The organism is Nocardia macrotermitis (assembly GCF_009604405.1).
Classification (GTDB): domain Bacteria; phylum Actinomycetota; class Actinomycetes; order Mycobacteriales; family Mycobacteriaceae; genus Nocardia; species Nocardia macrotermitis.
This window is the reverse complement of record NZ_WEGK01000015.1, coordinates 30,432-53,870: the sequence shown is the minus strand read 5'-3', so window position 1 is coordinate 53,870 and position 23,439 is coordinate 30,432. Positions and strand designations below refer to the sequence as shown.

The window sequence follows — 23,439 nt, the reverse complement described above, 5'->3', positions numbered from 1 at the left end:
CATGGGCGGTCCATCGACTATTAATGCTATGTGCCGCTACCAACCGTGACCCTTTGGCTGCCGCAGCATCACACACGCTTGGAGGCGCGATGACCATCGAGCACTCGGGCGAGGACGATGTCACGCATCTGGCGAAACGGGTCGAGCATGCCCGCGGACGGCTGGCCTATCAGTTCGATCCCGCGCTGACCGAGGCCCTGTCCGAAGACGAGCTGCGCGCCGAACGCGAACTCGCCGAGAAGATTCGCGAGGCCGAGCGCGACCAACGCTGGAAGCATGTCCAGGCCGCGGCCGCGGCCTCCGACGAAGCCAGGACAACATCTCAGAAGATCGCGAAGGCCGACATGCGTGATCTGTTGCTCGCCCGGCGGGCACTAGCCGCACAGCGGCGCGAATCGAGTCCGCACGCCAAACTGGCCTCGCTGTACCGACATCGGGCCTGGTCGCTACGCGCCCTCGCCGGTGTGGTGGCGGCGGGCATGCTGTGGTCCGCGGTCAACGTGCAGCACAACATCGCGCCCGGTGGGCCGACCGATCCGCTGTACTGGTTCAGCTATCTGCTCGAGGCCATGATCAGCGTGTGTCTGGTCATCATCATGATCGGCACCAACAAGGTCGCCGAGTGGGGCATCCTGGACAGCCGCAAACAGGTCGCGATCGCCGAATTGGCGCTGCTGTCACTGACTGTCGGGCTGAACACCTACCCGTACCTGCGTGGGGGCCGGTGGTACGACGTCGGCGTGCACGCGGTCGCCCCGGTGATGATCGGTGTCGCGCTGCTCATCCACCACGCCGCGAGCTCGCGCTACGGCCTGGCCATCGCGCACGCCACCGAACAGGTTCGCGATCTGCCCGACCCCTCGGAGCAGATCCGCCGCACCATGCCGACGTTCGTGAGTTTCTTCCGCCAGAACGTCTCTCCGGACGTCACCCGTCCCAGCGGTGCGCTGATGGCGCTGCCCGGCGGGGAGGCCACCACGGCGGAAGGCCCCACCCGCGTGGACAACACGGAGTCCGACAAGCCCTCGACGGTGGACGCGGACGATCCGCTCACCTCGTTCCGCTCGGCGGGCGCCGACGATTCGGTCACCACCGAATACCGCGCGAACGACGCCTGGCTCAACGGATCCGACGTCAACGGTTCGGCCAAGAACGGAAAGCCCAGCGCCAACGGCAAATCCGCGAGCAACAGCGCCGATCCCGATGCCGCCCAGGACGATCCGCTCAACGGCTACGACACCGGCCAGTTCCGCATCGCCGAAACCCTCGAGCAGGAACTCGCCGAACTCCGCGCCGAACGCCGCCGCGCTCGCGCCAGCAAGCAGCGCGCGTCGTCCTTCAGCGAGGACTGAGCAGCACCCACCGACGCGCTGTCACCCGTTCCGGGTGGCAGCGCGTTCGTGTGCGCCGGGGTTGGTTGGCGTTCGTTGTTGCCGGGTGAGTGCGGGTTTTGTGGGGGTTGTGGTGCGTTGGGGACTCGGGTGGGGCAGGGTTGGGGTGTGCACAGCATCGTCCTGGAGCGGGTCGGCGTGGATTATGGGGCGGCGACGGTTTTCGCCGATGCCAGCGCGCGGGTGATGGGTGGGCGGTGTACCGCGGTGGTGGGGCCCAGTGGGGTGGGGAAGACGACGTTGTTGCGGTTGTTGAATCGGTTGGGGGAACCCAGTCGCGGGCGGATTCTGTTGGATGATGTGCCGATCACCGAGCTCGACGTGTTGGAGTTGCGGCGGCGGGTGGGGTTGGTGCCGCAGCGGGCGACGTTGCTGACCGAGGTGGTCGGGGACGAGGTGCGGGTGGGGTGTGCGGAGTTGACCGATGCGGGGGCGGGGGAGTTGATGCGGCGGGTGGGGTTGCCGGAGACGTTCGTGCACCGGCGGTGTGCGGAGTTGTCCGGGGGTGAGGCGCAGCGGGTCTGTCTGGCGCGTGAGTTGGCCGTCGGGCCGCAGGCGTTGATTCTGGACGAGCCGACCTCGGCGCTGGACGAGGCCGCGGCGGGGGCGGTCGCGGAGTTGATCGGGGAGCACACGCGCGGTGGCGGGTCGGTGGTGCTGGTCAGTCACGACAGCGGATTCGTCGGGCGGGTGGCCGACGAGGTGTTGCTGCTGGGCAGTGCCGGGATGTCCCGGGTCGATGCGCACGACGATCGGAAAGCCTGATGGTACAAGGACTTTCGGTCCCGAACTGGCAGGGCGTCGGCACCTCGGTGGCGCTGGTGGGCCTGGCCGCGCTGATCGCCTACCGGCAGCGCCTGCACCTGACGCGCGAGCTGTTGATCGCCGCGGCACGGGCCGGAGTGCAACTGGTCGCGGTGGGCGCGATCCTGCTGATCCTGTTCCGGCACACCGGATTACCGGGCGCGCTGGCCTGGGTCGTGCTGATGGTCGTGATCGCCGGACAGGTCGCCGGGCGGCGCGGAGCCGGTCTGCCGCATGCGATTCGGGCCGCCACCGCCGGAGTCGCGTTCGGGACGGTGATCACCCTCGGCGCGCTGATCGCGTTGCAGGTCATCTCGACGCAGGCGCGGGTGGTGGTGCCGGTCGGCGGGATGATCGTCTCGGGAGCCATGCAGGCGTCCGGGATCGCGCTGCGTCGTCTGCGCGAGGACGCGGTTTCGGCCCGTCCGGCGATCGAGGCGCGACTGTGCCTGGGCCTGCCCGCGCGCGAGGCGTTCCTGCCGCACCGGCGTTCGGCGCTGCGCACCGCGCTGGTGCCCGGGATCGATTCCACCAAGGTCGTCGGCCTGATCAGCCTGCCCGGCGCGATGACCGGCCTGATCCTGGCCGGGGTCGAACCGCTCACCGCGATCCGCTATCAGATCGTGGTGATGTACATGCTGCTTGCCGCGGCGTCGCTGGCCGCACTGGCCGCGGCCCGGGTCGCCGAGCGCGCGCTGTTCGACGACGCCCAGCGACTGATCGCGCTGCCGACATGACCGCGGAACATTCCGGACGCCCGGTTCTCAGGAATTGCACAGTCGGATCTGGTGCCGCCCACGGATTCGGGGGGTTTACTTGGAAACAGCTGCCGACAGGCAGCTCGGGGGTGAGCCCAAGGAGGCGGCCGTGGACAGTGGAGTTACCGCCGCGTTTTCCCGTCGTGAGCTGATTCGGGTGGCGGGCGTTGCGGGAGCATCGGTGAGCAGGCGTGGCCTGCGTTCACTCAATGCCGACGCGGTGTCCAGCTGGACCGATCCGGTCACCGGGACGAGCGCGCACGTCGTCGCGGACGGAGTCGGTGATCATCTGCTGGCCGCCCGTGCCGCCCGCACCGTCGCCGCGGCCGCCGCCCGGTCCGCGACCCAGGTCGGCGCGGCCGCGGGAATCCTTGCGGCACAGGCGGAACTACTCGCGCAGTTCGCGGAGAAGGAGGCCGACGCGGTTCTGGTCGTCGCGGTGATCCCGGCGAACGGCGGGCCGTGCGACATCGCCTGGGTCGGGGACACCCGCGCCTACCGCTGGAACGGCCGGGTGCTGCACCAGATCACCACCGATCACACCGCCGCCGAATACTTCCGCTCGCTGGGCCGCAATCCCGCACCGCGCTTCGAACACCTCGTCCTCACCTCCGCGCGCACGGCCACGGCCGACAGCATCGGCCGCGCCGCGACCGGCTCCAGCCGCGGCCGTTTCCTGCTCAGCACCGACGGCGTACACAAGCCGCTGGAGATGGCGCGCATCAAGGAGACACTCGCCGGATGTGCCACCGCCGCGATTACCGCCGAGGCGCTCGTGGAGGGTGCGTTGAGCGCCGGGGGCAGTGACAACACCACGGCCCTGGTGATCGACTGCGGCTGACGGCCGTGATGCGAGTGCCGGTGAGCCAGGCCCGCAGGAGCACGGAGTTCCGGTCGGTGACAACGACATCGGGTCGGTCGCTGGCGAGGGCTCACGCGCGGCAGCAGCGTACTTGCTCGACAACATGACGCTGGCAGCAGTGCGTTCGCGGGCAGGCAGGTGCCGACAGCGATCCGCCGAGCGTGATGCTGCGGGGTCGGCGGCCGGTCTCAGTGAGCGTGTGTGGGGTGCTGAATCAGTCGACGATGCTGCTCGCGGTCAGACGCCGGGTGTCGGTAGTGTCATCGGTGAGTGCCGAGTCATCGGAGGCCGCCGAACCCTTCCCCTGGGCGGCCAGCAGGTCGCGGATCTCGGTGAGCAGTTCGGTCTGGGTCGGTTCGACCTTCTTGATCTCGCCGCGGGCGAAGCGCTTCTTGAGCGTGTTCATCGGCAGGATCAGCAGGAAGTACAGGACCGCGGCCACCATGACGAAGTCGATCGCGGCGCTGACGATCGGGCCGATCGCGATGAACGTCGAGGGTTTTCCGGACACCAGCTGGAAGCCCAGTCCGAACTGGCTGTTACCGCCGAGAATCGCCAGTAGTGGTTCCACGATTCCCTTGGTGACCGAGCTGACGACCGCTGTGAACGCGGTGCCCATGACGACGGCGACGGACAGATCGATGACGTTCCCGCGCATCAGGAAGTCTTTGAAACCTTTGAGCATGGTGATGCGGACCCCAATCGGACTAGCGGTGTTTCCCTCCGGAATTCGTGGGTAGTCTAGTGGCCCGAATCCGACCCCACCGGCTGGTCCCCGGCGCATGTGGCGATGAACACGGACGGGCGCGGCGCGTAGTGTGTCGCGGGTGCAGATCGATCCGCCGCCGCGGTATCGGGAACGTCCCTCCCGGACGGTCCCCGGCGCGACGGTGTGGACCCGCACGATCGGCCCGGCCGACGACGCCCCGGTGCTGCCGGACGGATGCATGGATCTGCTCTGGCTCGGCGGCCGCCTGGTCGTCGCCGGACCGGACACCCGCGCCTACAGCGCCACCGCCGCCCCCGGCACCCGGATCAGCGGAATCCGGTTCTTCCCCGGCACCGCACCCGCCCTGCTCGGCGTCCCGGCGCGCGAACTACTCGACCGCCGCGCCGAACTCGACGACCTGTGGCGACCCGCGCGGGTACGCCCGCTGACCGAATTCCTCGCCGCCGCGGCCGATCCCCTGATCGGTCTGGACCGGATCGCGGGAGATGTTGCCGCCGAAGCGAATCCGGCCGATCCGGCACTCGGCGCGGTGGTCCGCGGGCTCGGCGCGGGAGCCTCGGTGGCCGCACTCGCCGCGTCGCTCGGCCTCGGCGAACGCAGGCTGCATCGAATGTCGTTGTCCGCCTTCGGATACGGACCCAAGATGCTGGGCCGGGTGCTACGCCTGCAACGTGCGCTCACCCTGGCCCGCGCGGGAATTCCGTTCGCCGAGACCGCGTTCCGCGCCGGATACGCCGATCAGGCCCATCTGGCGCGGGAGGTGCGCGAGCTGGCCGGGACCTCGCTGGCCCGGCTGCTCACCCGGGATCGGACCGCGCAGGCCGGTGGTCAGGCCAGCGGTGCGTAGAGATCGACCCCGTTGCCGTCCGGATCCAGCACGGTGGCGTAGCGCTGCCCCCAGAACGCGTCGAACGGCTCGAGTTCCCCGCCATATCCCGCCCCGGTGAGTTCGGCGAAGACCTTGTCCACCTCGGCGACCCCGTCGCATTCGACCGCCAGCCCGATCCTTCCCGGCTGGCCCTGCCAGTCCGGATGGAACGAGCGGACGGTCTCCTCGGTGTCGATCATCAGCTGCATCCCGCCGGGGAGCGTGGCCTGCACATGGCCGCCGGTCGGTTCGCCGAACTCCACCCCGAGACGGCGATAGAACCGCACGCTGGCCTCCAGATCCGCGGCGACGAGGCCGATCACATTCAGTCGAAGAGTCATGGTCCGGACTCTATGGCGGTCAGCGCGGCGCGGTCTTGAACGAATCGGACAGCGCGCCGCGCGCCTAGAATCTCAGGTGCGTGGCCGCGATACCCCAGAACGTGGTGCGTTCCAGGGAATCGAAATCCCAGCTCTCCGCAACCGCATGGGTTGCGGCCACGATCGCGGGAACATCGAAATCGTCACGGGTTGCGGTGCCCTTGGCCTCGAGAGCCGCCACGACGTACGCCGTCGCGCTCTCGCTGTTGTGGTGGGAACCGGTGTGCTGGGGCAATGCGATCTCCCTTCGTCGAGATACGGACTGTCGATCACGAATCATCGGCATGTGACCCCCAGTTCTGTGTGCTGACCAATTGCCCTGCCCGCGCGTCGGCCGAACACCGGATCCCCGTCGCCGAACTCACCGGACATCCACTGGAGCTGCCGAGTGGGAGACTATCCGAATGATGATCACGGCGTGGCCATTAATCGGGTGTCGTTGTGCGAAGGAGTTCTTCGTAACGGAATTCGGTATTGATGGGTGTGCCCGCGGCGTGTGCTGACTGTTCGCGCTGACGCAGTTCCACACGCCGGATCTTGCCCGAGATGGTCTTGGGCAGTTCGGTGAACTCGATCCGCCGCACCCGCAGATAGGGCGCGAGATGATCGCGCGCGTATTCCAGGATGGCGCGGGCGGTCTCGTCGTCGGGAGCCCATCCGGCCGCCAATGCGACATATGCCTTCGGCACTGAAAGCCGGGTGTCGTCGGGCTGCGGCACCACCGCGGCCTCGACCACAGCCGGATGTTCGATGAGCACACTTTCCAGTTCGAAGGGGGACACCTTGTAATCGGAGGATTTGAAGACGTCGTCGGTGCGGCCGATATAGGTGATGTAGCCGTCGGCGTCGCGGGTGGCGACATCGCCGGTGTGGTAGTAACCGCCCGCCATCGCCGCGGCATTGCGTTCGGGATCGTCCAGGTATCCGGTCATCAGATTGACCGGATCGGCGCTCAGATCCAGGCAGATCTCGCCTTCGTCGGCGAGCTCGCCGGTGATCGGATCCACCAGCACCACAGGCACTCCCGGCACCGGACGCCCCATCGAACCGGGTTTCACCGGCTGGCCCGGGGTGTTGCCGACCTGGAGGGTGGTCTCGGTCTGGCCGAAGCCGTCCCGGATGGTCAGGCCCCACGCCTTTTGTACCTGCGCGATGACGTCCGGGTTGAGAGGTTCACCCGCACCGAGGATTTCGCGCAGCCCGGCCGGGCGTTCGCCGAGGTCGGCCTGAATCAGCATGCGCCACACCGTCGGTGGCGCGCAGAAGGTGTTCACGCCGGCCCGGCGCAGCTGCCCCAACAGTGCCGCGGCATCGAAACGCGCGTAGTTGTAGACGAATATCGTCGCCTCGGCGATCCACGGCGCGAAGAAACAGCTCCAGGCGTGTTTGGCCCAGCCCGGTGCGCTGATCGCCAGGTGTACGTCACCGGGGCGGACGCCGATCCAGTAGAGCGTGCTCAGATGGCCGACCGGATAGCTGGTCTGGTTGTGCCGCACCATTTTCGGCTTACTCGTGGTGCCGGAGGTGAAGTAGACCAGGAATTCGTCGGTGACATCGGTGGCGGACTTGAACGGGCCCGTACTCTGGACCGCGTCGGCGTCGGTGTAGCTGTGCCAACTCGGCACCGGATCGCCGACCACGATGCGGGTGTAGTCGCCGTCGAGTTCGGCGAACTTGGTCGCGTCGGCGCTGTTGGCGATGACGAAACGTACTGTGCCCCGGTCGATCCGGTCGCTCAGATCGGCGGGACCCAGTGCGGCGGTGGTCGGCATGATGACCGCGCCGAGTTTGGCCACGGCCAGCATGGCCTCCCACAGCTCGACCTGGTTGCCGAGCATCAGCAGCACCCGATCACCCTGGCGCATACCGAGATTCGCGAACCAGGTCGCGACCTGATCCGAGCGCCGGGACATCTCCCGGAAGGTGACCTTGCGCTCGCTGCCGTCCTCCTCGACGATCCACAGCGCGGTGCGGTCGTTACCGTGCGCGATCACATCGAACCAGTCCACGGCCCAGTTGAATTTCCCGGTCGGCCGAGGCCAGCGGAAGGTGTCGCGCGCGGCGTCGTAATCGTTTGCCGCGCTGATCAGTTGGTCGCGGGCGGCGCGATAGAGCGCGGTGTTGGACGTCGGTTCGGGCCGGGTCACTGGGCCTGTCCTCCTGAGCTGGTCTCCGCGGCATTCGCGGGAAAGAGTGTCGCGGAGATCTCCCGCATCTCGACCTTGCGGATCTTGCCGGTCACGGTCATCGGGAATTCGTCGACGAGGTGAACGTAGCGGGGAATCTTGAAATGGGCGAGCTTGCCGGTGCAGAATTCGCGCAGCGTGGTGGCATCCAATGCTGTTGTGCCCGATCGCATTCGGATCCAGGCGACCAGTTCCTCACCGTATTTCGGATCGGGGATGCCGACCACCTGGGCGTCGAGGATATCGGGATGGCTGTAGAGGAATTCCTCGATCTCGCGCGGATAGATGTTCTCGCCGCCGCGGATCACCATATCCTTGATCCGGCCGGTGATCGCGACGTAGCCGTCCTCGTCCATCACCGCCAGATCACCGGTGTGCATCCAGCGTCCGGCGTCGATGGCGTCGGAGGTGCGGCCCGGATCGTTCCAGTAGCCGAGCATGACCGAATAACCGCGCGTGCAGAATTCGCCCTGTTCTCCGCGCGGCACCGTGAGACCCGTTGCGGGATCGATGATCTTGACTTCCAGATGCGGCCCGACCCGGCCGACGGTGGCGGTGCGCTGGGTGAGCGAATCGTCGCGTCGGGTCTGCGTCGAGACCGGTGAGGTTTCGGTCATGCCGTAGCAGATGGAGACCTCGTTCATGCCCATCCGGTCGATGACCTGCTTCATGACCTCCATCGGGCACGGCGATCCGGCCATGATCCCGGTGCGCAGCGAACTCAGATCGTAGGAGTCGAAATTCGGATCGGCGAGTTCGGCGATGAACATGGTCGGCACGCCGTACAGCGAGGTGCAGCGTTCGGCGGCAACGGTTTCCAGCGTCGCGGCCGGATCGAAGGCGGCGGCCGGGATGACCATCGCCGCGCCGTGGGTGGTCGCGGCCAGATTGCCCATCACCATGCCGAAGCAGTGGTAGAACGGCACCGGGATGCAGATCCGGTCCTGCTCGGTGTAGCCGCACAGTTCGCCGACGAAATAGCCGTTGTTCAGGATGTTGTGGTGCGAGAGTGTCGCGCCCTTGGGGAATCCGGTTGTGCCCGAGGTGTATTGGATGTTGATCGGATCGTCGGCGGACAGTTCGCGTTGGGCGGCGGCCAGTTCCGCCGGGTCGGCGGTCGCGCCCGCGGCCAGCAGGGCCGACCATTCCGCGCTCTCCAGCAGGATCACCTGCTCGAGTTCCGTGCATTCGGGGCGGGCCTGGGCGATCATCGCCGCGTAATCGGATCCCTTGAATTCGGTCGCGGCGATCAGCAGCCGAATTCCGGCCTGCTGCAACACGAATCGCAGTTCGTGCATCCGGTACGCGGGATTGATGTTGACCAGGATCGCGCCCATTTTCGCGGTCGCGTACTGCACCAGCGTCCATTCCGCGCGGTTGGGGGCCCAGATGCCGACCCGGTCGCCCTTGCGGATGCCCGTGGCCAGCAGGCCCGCGGCCACCGCGTCGACCTGTTCGCCGAGTTCGCGATAGGTCCAGCGGGCCCCGGTGACGCGATCGATGAGGGCGTCGCGGTCGCCGTGGCTGGCGATGGTGCGATCCAGATTGTCGCCGATGGTATCGCCTAGTAACGGCGTTTCCCACGCCCCGTGTGTATAACTGGTCGGCCGAGCCAGGCCTATGCTCCCACTCACGGCTATAGGATCCAGGTCACAAGTTGCCCCCCGCTACCCCCGGAAAGGGGTGCCCGCAATGAGTTCCGCCGACGTGCTGCGCCCGCGCGATTCCGATGCGTTGCGCGCGGAATTACGGCAGGTCGCGACCGTTTCGGGGATGCCGGTGGTGTTCGGCGGCCAGGTGCGGGCGGGCGCGTTGGTGCTGAGCGAGTTCCTCGGTACCCGGACCAGCGCGATGCGGGGACTGGTGGTGTCGCCGTCCTCGGGGGTGGGCGGTGCGGCGTTCGCGAGCAAGCGGCCGACCTCGGTGGCGGATTATCGGGAAGCCTCCACGATCACCCACCACTACGACGCCCCCGTGCTGACCGAGGGGTTGCGCGCGGTGGTCGGGATTCCCGTCGTGGTGCGCGGGGAATCGCGGGCGGTGCTGTACGTCGCGAGTCGGGACGCCGGGCCGATCGGTGATCGCGCCGCTGATCTGGCCATGGCGGCGGGCCGTCGGCTGTCGGTCGAGCTGGCGATCCGGGACGAGGTGGATCGGCGGATGCGCTTGCGGGAGGCGGCGGCCACCCCGACCATCGTGGGACCCGACGCCGTGGTCGCCGAGCAACTGCGTGCCATTCACGCCGAGGTCCGGGGGATCGCGCAAACCGTCGGCGACGCGGTGACCAGGACCCGGCTGCGGGATCTGTCCGATCGACTGGCCAAGCTGATGTCCGAGCCGGGGATTCCGGACGAGGTCCCCACGCTCGCGCCGCGCGAACTCGACGTGCTCGCGCAGATCGCGCTGGGATGCACGAATATCGAAGTCGCGGAACGACTTTCGCTGCGCCCCGAGACGGTGAAGAGCTACCTGCGCAGCGCCATGACCAAACTCTCCGCGCACACCCGCCACGAGGCTGTCGTGCGGGCGCGGGTACACGGTCTGCTGCCCTGACTCGAGTGGTCGCTGCTCTGGGGCGCGCTGGTGCGGCTGTCGCCTCGATCCGTATCGCGATAGTTCTCGGTGATGTTGCGGCGTAGGCCGTCGAGGATCTCGCTGCGCAGCAACGAAATCCGTACGTGAACCGAATGCCGGTCTCGATCTCCTCGCGTGATCGCCACGCGCCGAACGCAATTCGAGCTCGACGAGTAGTTCTTCGAGCTTTTGCGTGTGTGCGAATGCCGGACAGCCGACTGAGTGGTTGCTCTGTAATGGTCCGTTGATCCTGATACGCCGAAGCCGCCCCGGCCTCGGAAACGGCGGGGGCGGCTTCGCGCGTGTGAATCAGACCCGTGGTGCGGTGCTCAGGCCTTGGGCTCGACCAGCTGGATGTCCAGTTCGATGGCGATCTTGTCGCTGAGCATGGCGTTGGGCAGGCCGGGGGCTACGTCGAACTCCGAGCGCTTGAACGAACCGGTGGCGGAGAAGCCGGCGTGGTTGCTGCCGTCGCCGTGCTGCTGCACGCCGCCCCACTCGACCTCGAGGGTGATGGGCTTGGTCACGCCGCCGAGGGTGACGTCGCCGGTGACCTCGAACTCCTCGGCCACCTGCACCGGCTCGGACGCCTTGAAGTGCAGGGTCGGGCGCTTCTCGACGTCGAGCAGGTCGGCGCTGCGGACGTGGTTGTCGCGGCCCTCGTTGCCGGTGTCGAAGGAGTCGAGGTGGATGGTGGCCTCGATGGTGGCGGTGCCGGCCTCGTCGACGACGAAGCTGGTCTCGAAGTTGTTGAAACGGCCGCGCACCTTGGAAATGCCCAGGTGGCGCACGGAGAAGTTGACCGAGGAGTGGGCGGGATCCAGGGCCCAGGCACCGGTCGCGAGGGTCTGTTCGGAAGTCGTCATGCGTTCAGCTTTCCGGACCGTGGTCCGGTTATCCACACCGCCCTTATCCTGGTACTGGCAGGGCGCGGCTAACGGGTCCCGGATGGTAGAGGATGGATTGGGTGGACAGGTCCGAATTCGCCGAGTTCCTGATCGCTCGGCGAGCGCAGTTGCAGCCCGAGGAGGTCGGGTTGCCTTCCGGGCGTCGGCGTCGCACCCCGGGCTTGCGCCGGGAAGAGGTCGCGGCGCTGGCCGGAGTGAGCGTGGACTATCTGGCCCGTCTCGAACAAGGCCGGGACAGCAATCCCTCGACCGCCGTGCTGGCCGCCCTGGCCGACGCGCTGCGACTGAACGAGGTCGAACGTCACCACTTCAGCAAGCTGGCGCTCGGACTGGACCCGCAGGTCGGCGGCTGCCCGGCCGACGGACGTGCGTTCGAGCGCGTCAGCGACACCGTGCAGGCGGTGCTCGACGCGCTGCACCCCACCCCGGCGTTCGTGCTGGGTCGTCGGCTCAACGTGCTGGCCTGGAACGCCGCATGGCGCGACTTCGCCGAACCGCTCGAGGTGCTCGACACCGAGGGTGAGGTTAATCTCGGGCACTATCTGTTCGGTAATCCGGTCGCGACGAAGTGGTGGACGGACTGGCCCATCGCCGCGGATCTGATGACCTCGTCGCTGCGCGCGGCTCGCTCGCAGTGGGCCGAGGATCCGCAACTCGCCGCGACCATCCAAGCGCTGCAACGTTTTCCGGAGTTCACGCGGCGTTGGCGGGAGCATCGGATGACCGATTACCGTTCGGCCACGGTGCATCTGAACCATCCGATCCGCGGCGAGGTCGAGGTGGAGATCGAAACTCTCAGCCCCGCAGTGGATCAGAGCGTGGTCGTGTGGTTGGTGGACCGGCGTCAGGTGCACACGCCTGGATTGCGGTTGGTCAACGAGTAGTCGTACGAGTTCTGCTCGCACTGGGCTGCCGGGCTGCCGGGCTGCGGTCGGCGGAAGATCCCGTCGATCGGTGTGTGCCGCAGTAGTTTTCGTACGAGTCCACGGTCCGATGAGAATTCGGACCGTGGACTCGTACGGCGGATTCGGTGTTCAGCAGGGGGCGATCGAACGGGCCGCGTTGGCCGCGTCGTCATCGGCTGCGGCGTTGGCGGCGAGCTCGGCCCGCACACGATCCTGGTAGCGGGCAAGCTCCTGGGCCTTCGTGGCCTCGTCCCAACCCAGTTGCGCGGCAACCAGATCGGCCACCACCACTGCGGCGGCTAAGCCCCGGTCGGGGACCTCGATGGAGATGCGGGTGCGGCGAGTGAGGATGTCGTCCAGGTGCAGCGCGCCCTCGTGGGTAACGGCGTAAACCGCTTCCGCACCAAGGTATTCCGTGCCGGGGAGGAGCATCCCGAGTTCGGGTTCGGCGTCGATCATGGCGAACAGCTCGGTGGCCAGTGACCCGTAGCGGGAGATCAGGTGGGTGGCCGCGGCGACCGAGAGACCCGCGCGCTGGGCGACGCTGTCGATGTCCTCGAGCAGTTCGTGGTATCCGGCCGCGCCCAGGATCGGCAGGTTCGCGGTGACCGAGGGGGCCACCCCGCGCCCGAATCCCGCTACCGCGGCGTCGATCACGTCGGCAGCCATCACCCGGTAGGTGGTGTATTTGCCGCCCGCGATGACGAACAACCCCGGAACCGGTTCGGCCACAGCGTGTTCGCGGGAGAGCTTGGCCGTACTCGACGACGCCCCGGACAGCAGCGGCCGCAGACCCGCGTACGTGCCGACGATATCGGCATTCGAAAGCGGTTCGCGCAGCAGCGAATTCACGTGATCGAGGATGTACCGCACATCGGCGGCGCTGGCGACGGGATGATCCTTGTCCAGCGACCAGTCGGTGTCGGTGGTGCCGATGATCCAGTGCTCCCGCCACGGGATCACGAACAGCACACTCTTCTCGGTCTTCATGATCAGCCCGGTGCCCAGGTCCAAGCGCTCGCGCGGGACCAGGATGTGCACACCCTTGGACATGCGCACGTGGAACGGAAAGTCCACGCCCGTCATGGCATTCATCTCATCGGTCCACACGCCCGTCGCGCTGATCACCCGACGCGCCCGCGCCGAGTACTCCCGCCCCGACTCCCGATCGGTGACGACCGCGCCCACGACCTGCTCGCGGTATCTATTGGGCATGAGCTCTGGGCCCTGCGTGGTTACGCAAGCTGCCTCCTCCGGGCCCTGACCGCTCATGCCGCTACGGAGCAGGCCGGTCACCTTCGCACGCGTCAGCACGGTCGCGCCGTGCCGGGCGGCGGTGCGCGCCAACGTCATCGTGTGCCGGGCGTCGTCGACCTGCGCGTCGAAGTAGCGGATCGCACCGACCATCGAGTCCGCGCGCAGCGCGGGCGCCAATTCCAGTGCGCGCGAACGGGTCAGGTGCCGGTGCATCGGCAATGCCCGTGCGCCGCCGAGCGTGTCGTACAGCGCCACACCCGCCCCGATGTAGGGCCGTTCCCAATGATGTTGCAGCGGAAACAGGAACGACACCGGATGCACCAGATGTGGGGCCAGCGTGTTCAGCAGCAGACCCCGTTCTCGCAATGCCTCCCGCACCAGCGCGAAGTCGAGCTGTTCGAGATAGCGCAGCCCGCCGTGGATGAGTTTGCTGGAGCGGCTGGAGGTTCCGGCCGCGAAGTCCCGGGCCTCGACCAGCACCGTGGTCAGGCCGCGGGAGGCCGCGTCGAGGGCGGCGCCGGCACCGACCACGCCGCCGCCGATGACGAGTACATCCACCTCGTCCGCGCCGAGCGAGGCGAGCGCCTGCGCGCGATAGGTGGGGTCCAGATGTGCGGGCACGGCCGTAACTCTCCTTGTTCCAAGGGTTTTCGTCGAACGGGCCCGGCAGGCGCCGGGCCCGGTTGGTCATTCGTCGAGGTCGATCCAGTTCAGGGTCCGCTCGACGGCCTTCTTCCAGCGCGCGTAACCGCGTTCGCGCTGCTGCTCATCGAGGGCGGGCTCCCAGCGCTTGTCCTGCTGCCAGTTCTGTTCGAGTTCGTCTGTGCTGCTCCAGAATCCGACCGCCAGACCGGCGGCGTACGCGGCGCCCAGCGCGGTGGTCTCGGCGACGACCGGCCGGGAGACCGGCACACCCAGGAAATCGGCCTGGATCTGCATGCACAGCTCGTTGGCGGTGACGCCGCCGTCCACCCGCAGCACATCGAGTTCCACGCCCGAGTCCGCCTGCATGGCGTTCACCACGTCGCGGGTCTGGTAGCAGATCGATTCGAGCGTCGCGCGGGCCAGATGCGCGTTGGTGCTGTACCGCGACAGCCCGACGATCACGCCGCGCGCGTCCGAACGCCAGTACGGCGCGAACAACCCGGAGAACGCGGGCACGAAGTACACCCCGCCGTTGTCCTGTACCTGCGCGGCGAGCGATTCACTCTGTGCCGCACCGGAAATGATGCCCAGCTGATCGCGCAGCCACTGCACCGCCGACCCGGTGACCGCGATCGAACCCTCCAGCGCGTACACCGGCTTCTGTTCGCCGAACTGATACGCGACGGTGGTGAGCAGCCCGTGCTTGGACCGCACCAGCTCCTCGCCGGTGTTCAACAGCAGGAAATTGCCTGTGCCGTAAGTATTCTTGGCCTCACCGGGCCGGAAACACACCTGCCCGACGGTCGCGGCCTGCTGATCGCCGAGCACACCGGCGAGCGGCACCTCGCCGTGGAACGGTCCGCTGGCCAGGGTCTTGCCGAACAGTCCGGGGTTCGAGGACGGCACGATATCGGGCAGCATCGCGCGCGGAACTCCGAAGAGGGACAACAGTTCCGGGTCCCAGTCCAGCGTTTCGAGATCCATCAGCATGGTGCGGCTGGCATTGGTGGGATCGGTCAGGTGCACACCGCCGTCGATGCCGCCGGTGAGATGCCAGATCAGCCAGGTGTCGGTGGTGCCGAACAGCGCCTCACCGCGTTCGGCGTCCTCGGCGACGCCCGGGACGTTGTCCAGGATCCACCGCAGCTTGCCGCCGGAGAAGTAGGTGGCGGGCGGCAGCCCGGCCTTGCGGCGAATGGTGTCACCGTGTCCGGCGCGCTCGAGATCCGCGGCGATCTTGTCGGTGCGGGTGTCCTGCCAGACGATCGCGTTGCAGTAGGGGCGGCCGGTGCGCCGATTCCACACCACGGTGGTCTCGCGCTGATTGGTCACCCCGACCGCGGCCAGATCCGCGGCGGTGAGATTCGCCTTGGTGAGCGTGGTCTCGATGACGGCGCGGGTGCGTTCCCAGATCTCGGTGGGATTGTGCTCGACCCACCCCGCCTGCGGCAGGATCTGCTCGTGCTCGAGCTGATGACGGGCGATCTCGTTGCCGCCGTGATCGAACACCATGAAACGGGTGCTCGTGGTGCCCTGGTCGATGGCTCCGACGAACTGGCTCATCGCGGTCCTTTCGAAAGAATGTGCTGGAGAAGGGGTTCGGAAGTCTGTCATCGCATCTTCGCGGTGCCGGCCGGGGCCACGGCCGCGAATCGCGCGATCTACAGCACCAGATGCGCGATCAGTCCGGCCAGTGCCCCGCCGATCAGCGGACCGACCACCGGCACCCACGCGTAGGACCAGTCGGAATTCTTGCGCTGCGGCGCTTCGGCTTCTTCCCGCTCGGCCGTGCCCTCGCCCGCGCCGACGGTGACCGGGACCCGTTCGGGCTTGCGAGCGGTCGAGGTCATCGGCAACACCGCGTGCGCGATCCGCGGGCCCAGGTCACGCGCCGGATTGATGGCGTATCCGGTGGGACCGCCCAGCGACGCGCCGATACCGACGACCAGCAGCGCGACCGCGGCCGGGCCCAGTCCGGTGGGTGTGTGCCCGAAGGCCAGCACGACGAAGACCAGTACGAAGGTGGCGAGGATCTCGGTGACCAGGTTCCAGCCGTAGGAACGGATCTCCGGTCCGGTGGAGAACACCGCGAGCTTCTTGCCCGCATCGGTCTCGGCGTCGAAATGTCGCTTGTAGGCCAGATAGGCCGCGCACGCGCCGAGGAACGCGCCGATCATCTGCCCGAGCAGATAGGCGATGGTATTGCCGAACGTGATCGGAATCCCCGTCGCGTAGTCGTGCGCGCCGCTGAACGCGATACCGACGGTGACCGCCGGATTGAGGTGCGCGCCGGTCTTGTAGGCGGCGTACACACCGGCGAAGACACCCAGTCCCCAGCCGAAGTTGATCAGCAGCCAGCCGCCGTCGAATCCCTTGGATTTGGTCAGAACCACATTCGCCACGACACCGGCGCCGAGCAGGATCAGAAGTCCCGTGCCCAGTGCCTCACTGACGAAAATCGAGCCGAAGTTCACCGTTGAGCCTCCGTGATGAGCCACCGGTCGCCACTGCGACCGCACCGGGAAACGGTACGAATCGCCCGCGAACAGGGGAATCGGAGGCGTTCGACAATGCCGAACGGCCGGGCTGGCCGGGCCCGGTTCGGGTGGTTACCGTCCATCCGGCCGGGAGGACAAGATGGCGCAGGTCACACATGGTGGCGGTGATGTCGTTGTTCGATCACCCGGCGTTCGACATTGTCGAATCGAAACGTTTCAGATAGGTTTCCGCCATGCCCGGTCCGATCCAATCGATCGAACGGGCGGCAGCAATTCTGCGACTGCTCGCCCGCGGCTCCGGCCGTCTCGGCGTGGGCGATATCGCTGCCGCGCTCGATCTGGCCAAGCCCACCGCCCACGGCATTCTGCGCACGTTGCAGGGTGTCGGCTTCGTCGAACAGGAGGCCGCCACCGGCAAATACCGGCTGGGTGCGGCGGTGCGGCAGCTCGGCGCGGCTGTATCCGATGGCAGCGCTTCCGAGGGCCCTGCGTGGTTACGCAAGCTGCCTCCTCCGGGCCCGCCGGGCACGCTGCAGATCGACGCGAACGAGCTGCGATCCTGGTCGATCAACTGGGCGGATTCGCTGGCCTCGCGCAGCGGTGAGGAGGTGCGGGTCGGGGTGTCGACCGACGGCGGTGTGCTGGTGGTGCATCACGTCTTCCGGCCGGACAATTCCGAACAGGCGTTGCAGGTCGGGGAGCGGTTGCCCGCGCACGCCACCGCGCTGGGCAAGGTGTTGCTCGCCGCCGAACCGGACCTCGCGCACGCGGTCCGGCGCGGGGAGCTGACCTCGCTGACGCACCGCACCCTCACCGATCGCGGTGTGCTCACCCGCACCCTCACCGAGGTGCGGCGCAGTGGCTGGGCGGGGTCGGTGGAGGAGTTCCGGCCGGGTGAGGCCGGGATCGCCGCGCCCATCCGCGCGCGCGGCGGGCTGGTCATCGGGGCGATCGGGATCGCCGGACCGGTCGATCGGGTGTGCGGCGCGCAGCTGCGACATCGGCCGCCGCTGATCGCGCTGGTGCGTGATGCCGCCCACGCCATCTCCCGCGATCTGGCCGCCGGGCATTGAGTCCGCTCCGGTATCGAGTCGAGAATTCCGAGACGCAGACCAGAGAGCTGGGCGGATGACGCAACATTACGTGTTGGCGATCGATCAGGGCACGACCTCGACCCGCTGCATCCTGTTCGATCAGCGAGCACAGCTGGCCGGGGTGGCGCAGCGTGAACATCAGCAGTACTACCCGCGGCCGGGCTGGGTCGAGCAGGACGCGATGGAGATCTGGCGCAATGTCGACCGGATCGTGCCGCAGGTGCTGCGCAATGCCGGGGTGGGCGTGGAACAGATTGCGGCACTGGGCATTGCGAATCAGCGGGAGACCAGCGTCGTATGGGATCGGCGGACCGGCAATCCGATCGGGCACGCGGTCGTCTGGCAGGACGTGCGGACCGAGGAGCTGGTCGCGGAATTCGAGAAACGTCCTGGCGCGCAACGGATTCGGCAGCTCTGCGGGTTGCCGCTGGCCACCTATTTCGCCGCGCCGCGGCTGCGCTGGATGCTCGACACCACCCCGGGGCTGCGGGAGCGGGCCGAGCGCGGTGAGGTGCTGTTCGGCACCATGGAGACCTGGCTGATCTGGAATCTGACCGGCGGGGTGGACGGGGGTGAGCACGTCACGGATGTGACCAATGCCAGCCGCACCCTGCTGATGAATCTGGCCAGCCTGAGCTGGGATCCGGAACTGTTGGAGTTCTTCGGGATTCCCGCCGCGATGCTGCCACGGATCCAGCCCTCGACCGCGTCCTACGGGACCACCCGGCGCGTGGTGCCGGGGATCCGGATCGCCGCCGCGCTGGGTGATCAGCACGCGGCGCTGTTCGGCCAAACCTGTTTCGCCCGTGGGGAAACCAAGTGCACGTACGGCACCGGCGGGTTCCTGATGATGAACACCGGCGGTGAAATCGTGCAGTCCACGCACGGGCTGCTGACCACCATCGGATATCAGATCGATCGGGATCCGGTCTACGCGCTGGAGGGGCCGATCGCGGTGACCGGCTCACTGGTGCAATGGATTCGGGACAACATCGGCCTGGTGGCCAGCGCGCCGGAGATCGAAACCCTCGCTCGCACAGTCGAAGACAACGGTGGCTGCTGTATCGTGCCCGCCTTCTCCGGGCTGTACGCGCCGCATTGGCGCAGTGACGCAAGGGGTTTGGTGATCGGGCTGACCTCCTACATCACCAAGGGGCATCTGGCGCGTGCGGTGCTCGAGGCGACCGCCTGGCAGACCCGGGACGTGGTCGACGCGATGAACGCCGATTCCGGATTGCAGGCCGCGACATTGCGGGTGGACGGCGGGATGACCTCCAACAATCTGCTGATGCAGATGGTCGCGGATTTCCTGGGTATCCCGGTGATGCGGCCCTTCGTGCCCGAGACGGTGTCCCTGGGCGCGGCCTACGCGGCCGGGCTCGCCGTGGGGTACTGGCCGGACCTGCAGGGACTGCGCAACAACTGGCGTCCGGCCGGGCGCTGGGCCCCGCGCCTGGACCCCGTGCGCCGCGAGGATCAGTACGACGACTGGAAACGCGCGGTGCAGCTCAGCTTCGGCTGGGCGCGTCGCAAGACCTCCGCCGAGCGCTGAACCTCGGCGCTCCGGCCAACGAATCGGCATACGCGCGGCGCGTAATGCGAGGTGGGTGTCATTTTCGGTTACTGTGCGGCTATTGCGGGGGGAGCAGCTGATCGGCCCCTACCGAATACCGGAGGTACTGATGACGAGCGTGCTCAGCGGTGTCTCTGCCGTGTCGACCCATGCCGCGCCCACGGTGATCCGGCCCGCTGCGCCCGAGGTCGTCGAGCCCGGTGTACTGGGTGCGGCCGCCGCTCAGGCCGCGCGGGAGATCACCGGGGTATGCGCCGACGTGCGGGTCGAGGCCAGGATCCGGCGCGGGGCGGTGGAACTGCGCATGCGGTTGTCGGTGCGGTATCCGATGCCGGTCTGGCAGGTGAGCACGGTGTGCCGCTCGCACGTCCTGGAACGGATGCGTAGTCGATTCGAGTTGCCGGTGCGTCGGCTGGATATCGAGATGTGCGGGCTGGTCGAGCTATGAAGCGACGTCCGCGTCGGGCCCGGCCCGCGATGGTGGTTGCTGTCGTACTGCTGGCGGCCTGTGTGATCGTCGCCGGCGTACTGATCCAACATCTCACGGGCACAAGCGAATTCGTCTCCTACGACCGAATCGTCGCCCGTCTGCACGAGGTCACCTGGGACAACCGCTGGGTCGCGGTCGTCGGCGTGATCCTCGTTGCCACCGGACTCGTCCTGCTGACGCTCGCAATCCTCCCCGGCCGCCCGATCATCCTCCCACTGACCGACGATGACGGCTTCACCGCAGGCGTGGCCCGCCGCGGCCTGCGCTCGGCCCTCCAGGACGCCGCGCAATCCGTCGACGGCGTCCGCTCGGCCCGAGTTCGCCTGCGCCACAAGAAGGTCAGTGTCAAAATCCACACCGATTCCGTCCACGCCACAGGCCTCACCGACCACGTCTACGCAGTCGTGAACGACCGCGTCGCATCGATCGGCCCCACCCCGACACCCCGCGTCGTCATCACCACCCACAGCGGTCGCGGCCCCAAGACCTCAGCCGACGTGCAGCCGGCCTCCGGCGGCCAGCGAGTAGTGGGGAGTCGGGGATGAACCGCGCGGTATTCGCAGATTCTCCCCGCCTCCGGGATACGGCAATGGGGCGCTGCTGTCAGATAGGTGGCCGTGCAACAGTATTCGCAGGTGCCATGCGTGTTGACGGTTTGCCGGTGAGGTGGAATCGCCGAGTGTGCGGCCGTGACGAGGTGCGGAGTATGGGTCCGGCCGGGGTGACCGTGTGGTGCCACGGGAACGTGGTCGTTGGTCTGATGTCCGGTGGGCGGAGGACTGGCGCTGCGAGGCCGACGTGCCCGGCGGGGGTGATATGAGGACTCGGGATGGGGTGGCACGGTGGAATCGGGTGTTGCTCGGGGTGATCGGGGTGGGATTGACCGCTGTCGGTGGGTATGCGGTGGTGGCGCATTTCGGGCGGCTCGCGTGGGTGGGGGCGGATTCGGGGGTGGTGTCGAGTGCGGCGCTACCCGGGTGGGTGCTGTGGGCAATCGTTGGTGTTGCGGGTGTGGTGGGGATCGGGTGTGTGGGGTGGGTGGGGGTGCAGGTGCCGCGGCGGGTGCGGTCGGTTCGATGGCGTGCTCGCGCAAGGGAATCCGTGGATACGATCGGGATCGATACGGCTGTGGCGTGTGCGCCGGTGGCTACCGATATCGAGTCGTACGACGGGGTGCGGGAGGCTGCGGTTCGGTTGTCGGGGCCGGGGAGTGGGCCGGGGTTGCATCTGGTGGTGACGGCCGCGCCCGATGTGGATGTCTCGGCGTTGCGGGAGCGGATCGGCACGCATGCCGTGCCTCGGTTGCGGCGGGCGCTGGAACTCGAGGAACTGCCCGTCGAGATCGAATTGCGTTTGGCGCGTGAGCGATCCCGCTAGTCGATCGGGCCCAGGACTCGATTCACGTACGGATTGCTGAAGCGGCCCTGCGGGTCCAGGCGGCGGCGGACCTGCTGGAACCGCTCCCATTCCGGATAGCGTTCGCGCAGGGTGTCCGCGGTCTGGAAGTGCCGCTTACCCCAGTGCGGGCGGCCCTGGTAACGGTCGAAAATCGCTTCGCACGCACGGAAATACGGCTCGTAGGCCATGCCGTGGTACTGGTGCACGGCGATGTAGCAGGTGTCCCGGCCGCCCGCGGGGGACAGGTACGCGTCGTCGGGGGCGACCCAGCGCACCTCGATCGGCATCGGACTGTCGAACCGCCGGGAGATCTCCTTGATCTCGCGGATGGCGTCCACCGAATGTTCGCGCGGCACCGCGTATTCCATCTCGGTGAAGCGGAACAGCCTGGGGGAGGCGAAGACTCGGTACGACCGGTCGACCTGACGGCGATACGAACCGGCGTAGGCGGCCGCCCGCTGCACCCACGGAATCAGTTGCGGCCGAACGCGACACAGCCGGGCCAGCGCGTCGAAGGTGTGGTTGGACAGCAGGATGTCGGCGAACCAGTCCACCGGCTTGGCGCGCGGCTGTTCGGGCAGTTCGACCCGGTTGTTGCGTTTGGTCATCGCGATCGGGCTGTGCGCGAACATGTAGAACTCGAAATGCTCGTTGCCGTCGACGAATTCGTCCAGATCGGCGAGCACATCCGCCAGCGGCAGCGGACGCTCGACACCCTCGAGCACGAAGGCGGGCACCATCGCGAGCGTGACCGCGGTGACCACGCCGAGCGCGCCCACATTGACCCGTGCCGCGCGCCACCCCTCGGGATCGTTCTTCTCGTCCAGCTCCACCCGGCTGCCGTCGGCCAGCACCAGCTCCACCGAATGCAGTGCGGCAGAGATGTTCTGGAGTTTCGACCCGGTGCCGTGCGTCGCGGTCGCGGTCGCGCCGGCGATGGTCTGCACATCGATGTCGCCGAGATTCGGAAAGGCCAGCCCGAGCGGATGCAACGCGGTGCTGAGCGCGTTGAGCGTCGCCCCCGCCTCGACCCGCACCAATCCGCCGGCCCGATCGACCTCCAGAATCCGATCCATCCCGTCGAGCCGCAGCAGCGTCCCGTCGGTGAGCACGGTGTCGGTGAACGAATGCCCGGCCCCCGCCACCCGCACGGTCCGCCCGGCTGCCCCGGCCCCCCGAACCGCCTCGGCCACCTCGTCGACAGAACTCGGCGCAGCGATCACATCCGGCACACACCGCTGATCGCCCGCCCAGTTCACCCACGAGTTGGTCATGCGTCCAACTTTAGGGGAACGATGTGCCACCCGCCACATCGGCGCCCCCACCAGCGCTGTTATGGCTCAGCGGGTGGCGGTTACTTCTTGTTGCGTGGCGGGAAGCAGGCGGCCTTGGCGCGGTCGATGGCCTCGTCGTCCAGGGGCGGGATGGTGAGCGGGTCGCGGGGGACCGAGTCGGCGCGGACGCCGTCCAGCACGATGGTCATATAGCGCCGCCAGACCTCGGTGTCGACCGGGCGGGCGAAGGCCGCGATGTTCTCGACCATGCTGACCAGGACGAAGAAGTCCGAGGGCGCGATGCCCTCGCGCAGCACCCCGGCGGTGCGGGCGCGGTCGATCAGGCGCTCGATGGCGGGCTTGATCCGCTCCCGCACCCACGCGAAACGTGCTGGGGCATCGGGGATTTCGAGCATCACCTCGCCGAAGCCGCGGTTCTGCGCCATATGTCGGCAGGCGTATTCGAACACCTCGGTCAACCCCGCCCAGGGGTCGGGATTGCGGTTGGCCGTCTCGACCATCTCCGCCATCTCCGCGATGTTGTGCTCGAACACCTCGACGATCAGTTCCTGCTTGTTCGCGAACCGCCGGTACACGGTGCCCACGCCGACACCCGCCGCCTCGGCCACGTCGTCGAGGGTGACCTCGAGTCCGCGTTCGGCGAACAGGGTGCGCGCGGCCTCGAGAATGCGTTGCTGATTGCGGGCGGCGTCGGCGCGCAGGCGTCGCGGTGGGGCAGCGGTAGTGGCGGGGTTCACATCGTCATGTTACCAAGATTCGGGATTAAGTGGAGGCAATACCTCCGTTATTGTGATAGCTTTTCAAACGAAGCGGAGGAACTTCC

Annotated in this window: 23 protein-coding genes; 12 read left to right on the top strand and 11 right to left on the bottom strand. The window is 67.6% G+C overall.

The features are described 5' to 3' along the window. The first annotated feature begins 89 nt into the window (after nt 1-89). The 4 genes from NRB20_RS29010 (at nt 90) to NRB20_RS28995 (ending at nt 3,794) form a co-directional block, all read left to right on the top strand. On the top strand, nt 90-1,352 hold the full coding sequence (locus tag NRB20_RS29010; RefSeq protein ID WP_153414597.1) for a hypothetical protein: 1,263 nt from the start codon (nt 90-92) through the stop codon (nt 1,350-1,352). A gap of 147 nt (nt 1,353-1,499) precedes the next feature. Then, entirely contained in the window at nt 1,500-2,156 is a 657-nt protein-coding gene (locus NRB20_RS29005) for an ABC transporter ATP-binding protein (RefSeq protein ID WP_319945531.1), read from the top strand. Next, entirely contained in the window at nt 2,156-2,932 is a 777-nt protein-coding gene (locus NRB20_RS29000) for an ABC transporter permease (RefSeq protein WP_153414596.1), read from the top strand. Before NRB20_RS29005 ends, NRB20_RS29000 begins: the two co-directional genes overlap by 1 nt. Nucleotides 2,933-3,062: 130 nt before the next feature. After that, nucleotides 3,063-3,794, top strand: coding sequence for a PP2C family protein-serine/threonine phosphatase (locus NRB20_RS28995; RefSeq protein ID WP_319945530.1), 732 nt, complete (start codon nt 3,063-3,065; stop codon nt 3,792-3,794). 235 nt (nt 3,795-4,029) lie between these two features. Here the strand turns inward: NRB20_RS28995 and mscL are convergent, their stop codons facing one another. Next, the gene (gene mscL / locus NRB20_RS28990) at nt 4,030-4,500 is read right to left on the bottom strand and encodes a large conductance mechanosensitive channel protein MscL (RefSeq protein WP_153414595.1); all 471 of its coding nucleotides are present in this window, start codon (nt 4,498-4,500) and stop codon (nt 4,030-4,032) included. A gap of 142 nt (nt 4,501-4,642) precedes the next feature. Here mscL and NRB20_RS28985 point away from each other — a divergent pair, with 142 nt between their 5' ends. Beyond that, nucleotides 4,643-5,392 carry a helix-turn-helix domain-containing protein gene (locus tag NRB20_RS28985; RefSeq protein WP_319945529.1) on the top strand — a complete coding sequence of 250 codons (750 nt, stop codon included), beginning with the start codon at nt 4,643-4,645 and terminating at the stop codon, nt 5,390-5,392. On the opposite strand, the gene NRB20_RS28980 is transcribed toward NRB20_RS28985, so the two are convergent. The 4 genes from NRB20_RS28980 to NRB20_RS28965 form a co-directional block, all read right to left on the bottom strand. Further along, entirely contained in the window at nt 5,374-5,754 is a 381-nt protein-coding gene (locus NRB20_RS28980; protein WP_153414594.1) for a VOC family protein, read from the bottom strand. The two genes, NRB20_RS28985 and NRB20_RS28980, sit on opposite strands and share 19 nt — an antisense overlap. Nucleotides 5,755-5,818: 64 nt before the next feature. Continuing rightward, nucleotides 5,819-6,028, bottom strand: coding sequence for a hypothetical protein (locus NRB20_RS28975; RefSeq protein WP_153414593.1), 210 nt, complete (start codon nt 6,026-6,028; stop codon nt 5,819-5,821). Nucleotides 6,029-6,218: 190 nt separating this feature from the next. Further along, nucleotides 6,219-7,940, bottom strand: a complete 1,722-nt coding sequence (locus NRB20_RS28970) for an AMP-binding protein (protein ID WP_319945528.1) — start codon at nt 7,938-7,940, stop codon at nt 6,219-6,221. Next, on the bottom strand, nt 7,937-9,613 hold the full coding sequence (locus tag NRB20_RS28965; protein ID WP_406603888.1) for an AMP-binding protein: 1,677 nt from the start codon (nt 9,611-9,613) through the stop codon (nt 7,937-7,939). Before NRB20_RS28965 ends, NRB20_RS28970 begins: the two co-directional genes overlap by 4 nt. Nucleotides 9,614-9,671: 58 nt before the next feature. On the opposite strand from NRB20_RS28965, the gene NRB20_RS28960 reads away from it, so the two are divergent. Then, nucleotides 9,672-10,532 (top strand): helix-turn-helix transcriptional regulator, encoded by an 861-nt coding sequence (locus NRB20_RS28960; RefSeq protein ID WP_153414592.1) that lies wholly within the window; start codon nt 9,672-9,674, stop codon nt 10,530-10,532. Between the two features lie 350 nt (nt 10,533-10,882). Here NRB20_RS28960 and NRB20_RS28955 read toward each other — a convergent pair whose 3' ends face one another. Beyond that, nucleotides 10,883-11,419 (bottom strand): YceI family protein, encoded by a 537-nt coding sequence (locus NRB20_RS28955; RefSeq protein ID WP_153414591.1) that lies wholly within the window; start codon nt 11,417-11,419, stop codon nt 10,883-10,885. Between the two features lie 92 nt (nt 11,420-11,511). On the opposite strand from NRB20_RS28955, the gene NRB20_RS28950 reads away from it, so the two are divergent. Continuing rightward, complete coding sequence (locus NRB20_RS28950; protein WP_153414590.1) at nt 11,512-12,345, top strand: MmyB family transcriptional regulator; 834 nt, start codon at nt 11,512-11,514, stop codon at nt 12,343-12,345. A 150-nt stretch (nt 12,346-12,495) separates the two neighbouring features. Here the strand turns inward: NRB20_RS28950 and NRB20_RS28945 are convergent, their stop codons facing one another. The 3 genes from NRB20_RS28945 to NRB20_RS28935 form a co-directional block, all read right to left on the bottom strand. Then, the gene (locus NRB20_RS28945; protein WP_319945527.1) at nt 12,496-14,244 is read right to left on the bottom strand and encodes a glycerol-3-phosphate dehydrogenase/oxidase; all 1,749 of its coding nucleotides are present in this window, start codon (nt 14,242-14,244) and stop codon (nt 12,496-12,498) included. Between the two features lie 66 nt (nt 14,245-14,310). Beyond that, the gene (gene glpK / locus NRB20_RS28940) at nt 14,311-15,831 is read right to left on the bottom strand and encodes a glycerol kinase GlpK (RefSeq protein WP_153414589.1); all 1,521 of its coding nucleotides are present in this window, start codon (nt 15,829-15,831) and stop codon (nt 14,311-14,313) included. A gap of 98 nt (nt 15,832-15,929) precedes the next feature. Further along, entirely contained in the window at nt 15,930-16,742 is an 813-nt protein-coding gene (locus tag NRB20_RS28935) for an MIP/aquaporin family protein (protein WP_319945526.1), read from the bottom strand. A 257-nt stretch (nt 16,743-16,999) separates the two neighbouring features. Between NRB20_RS28935 and NRB20_RS28930 the strand changes: the two genes are divergently transcribed. From NRB20_RS28930 to NRB20_RS28910, 5 genes are all read left to right on the top strand, one after another. After that, the gene (locus tag NRB20_RS28930) at nt 17,000-17,839 is read left to right on the top strand and encodes an IclR family transcriptional regulator (protein ID WP_153414587.1); all 840 of its coding nucleotides are present in this window, start codon (nt 17,000-17,002) and stop codon (nt 17,837-17,839) included. 55 nt (nt 17,840-17,894) lie between these two features. Continuing rightward, nucleotides 17,895-19,412, top strand: a complete 1,518-nt coding sequence (gene glpK, locus NRB20_RS28925) for a glycerol kinase GlpK (RefSeq protein ID WP_153414586.1) — start codon at nt 17,895-17,897, stop codon at nt 19,410-19,412. A gap of 130 nt (nt 19,413-19,542) precedes the next feature. Next, nucleotides 19,543-19,881: an Asp23/Gls24 family envelope stress response protein gene (locus NRB20_RS28920; protein ID WP_153414585.1), complete on the top strand. Its 339-nt coding sequence runs from the start codon at nt 19,543-19,545 to the stop codon at nt 19,879-19,881. Further along, complete coding sequence (locus NRB20_RS28915) at nt 19,878-20,468, top strand: DUF6286 domain-containing protein (protein WP_153414584.1); 591 nt, start codon at nt 19,878-19,880, stop codon at nt 20,466-20,468. Before NRB20_RS28920 ends, NRB20_RS28915 begins: the two co-directional genes overlap by 4 nt. A gap of 271 nt (nt 20,469-20,739) precedes the next feature. After that, entirely contained in the window at nt 20,740-21,300 is a 561-nt protein-coding gene (locus tag NRB20_RS28910) for an alkaline shock response membrane anchor protein AmaP (RefSeq protein WP_153414583.1), read from the top strand. Here the strand turns inward: NRB20_RS28910 and NRB20_RS28905 are convergent. Both NRB20_RS28905 and NRB20_RS28900 read right to left on the bottom strand, forming a co-directional pair. Beyond that, nucleotides 21,297-22,595: a D-arabinono-1,4-lactone oxidase gene (locus tag NRB20_RS28905; protein WP_153414582.1), complete on the bottom strand. Its 1,299-nt coding sequence runs from the start codon at nt 22,593-22,595 to the stop codon at nt 21,297-21,299. The two genes, NRB20_RS28910 and NRB20_RS28905, sit on opposite strands and share 4 nt — an antisense overlap. 80 nt (nt 22,596-22,675) lie before the next feature. Then, nucleotides 22,676-23,353 (bottom strand): TetR/AcrR family transcriptional regulator, encoded by a 678-nt coding sequence (locus NRB20_RS28900; RefSeq protein ID WP_319945525.1) that lies wholly within the window; start codon nt 23,351-23,353, stop codon nt 22,676-22,678. Between the last annotated feature and the right edge of the window lie 86 nt (nt 23,354-23,439).

Coding starts and splice junctions, on each gene's coding strand:
- NRB20_RS29010 (WP_153414597.1), top strand. CDS start 90: ATGACCATCGAGCACTCGGGCGAGGACGATGTCACGCATCTGGCGAAA.
- NRB20_RS29000 (WP_153414596.1), top strand. CDS start 2,156: ATGGTACAAGGACTTTCGGTCCCGAACTGGCAGGGCGTCGGCACCTCG.
- mscL (WP_153414595.1), bottom strand. CDS start 4,500: ATGCTCAAAGGTTTCAAAGACTTCCTGATGCGCGGGAACGTCATCGAT.
- NRB20_RS28980 (WP_153414594.1), bottom strand. CDS start 5,754: ATGACTCTTCGACTGAATGTGATCGGCCTCGTCGCCGCGGATCTGGAG.
- NRB20_RS28960 (WP_153414592.1), top strand. CDS start 9,672: ATGAGTTCCGCCGACGTGCTGCGCCCGCGCGATTCCGATGCGTTGCGC.
- NRB20_RS28955 (WP_153414591.1), bottom strand. CDS start 11,419: ATGACGACTTCCGAACAGACCCTCGCGACCGGTGCCTGGGCCCTGGAT.
- NRB20_RS28950 (WP_153414590.1), top strand. CDS start 11,512: ATGGATTGGGTGGACAGGTCCGAATTCGCCGAGTTCCTGATCGCTCGG.
- glpK (WP_153414589.1), bottom strand. CDS start 15,831: ATGAGCCAGTTCGTCGGAGCCATCGACCAGGGCACCACGAGCACCCGT.
- NRB20_RS28930 (WP_153414587.1), top strand. CDS start 17,000: ATGCCCGGTCCGATCCAATCGATCGAACGGGCGGCAGCAATTCTGCGA.
- glpK (WP_153414586.1), top strand. CDS start 17,895: ATGACGCAACATTACGTGTTGGCGATCGATCAGGGCACGACCTCGACC.
- NRB20_RS28920 (WP_153414585.1), top strand. CDS start 19,543: ATGACGAGCGTGCTCAGCGGTGTCTCTGCCGTGTCGACCCATGCCGCG.
- NRB20_RS28915 (WP_153414584.1), top strand. CDS start 19,878: ATGAAGCGACGTCCGCGTCGGGCCCGGCCCGCGATGGTGGTTGCTGTC.
- NRB20_RS28910 (WP_153414583.1), top strand. CDS start 20,740: ATGAGGACTCGGGATGGGGTGGCACGGTGGAATCGGGTGTTGCTCGGG.
- NRB20_RS28905 (WP_153414582.1), bottom strand. CDS start 22,595: ATGACCAACTCGTGGGTGAACTGGGCGGGCGATCAGCGGTGTGTGCCG.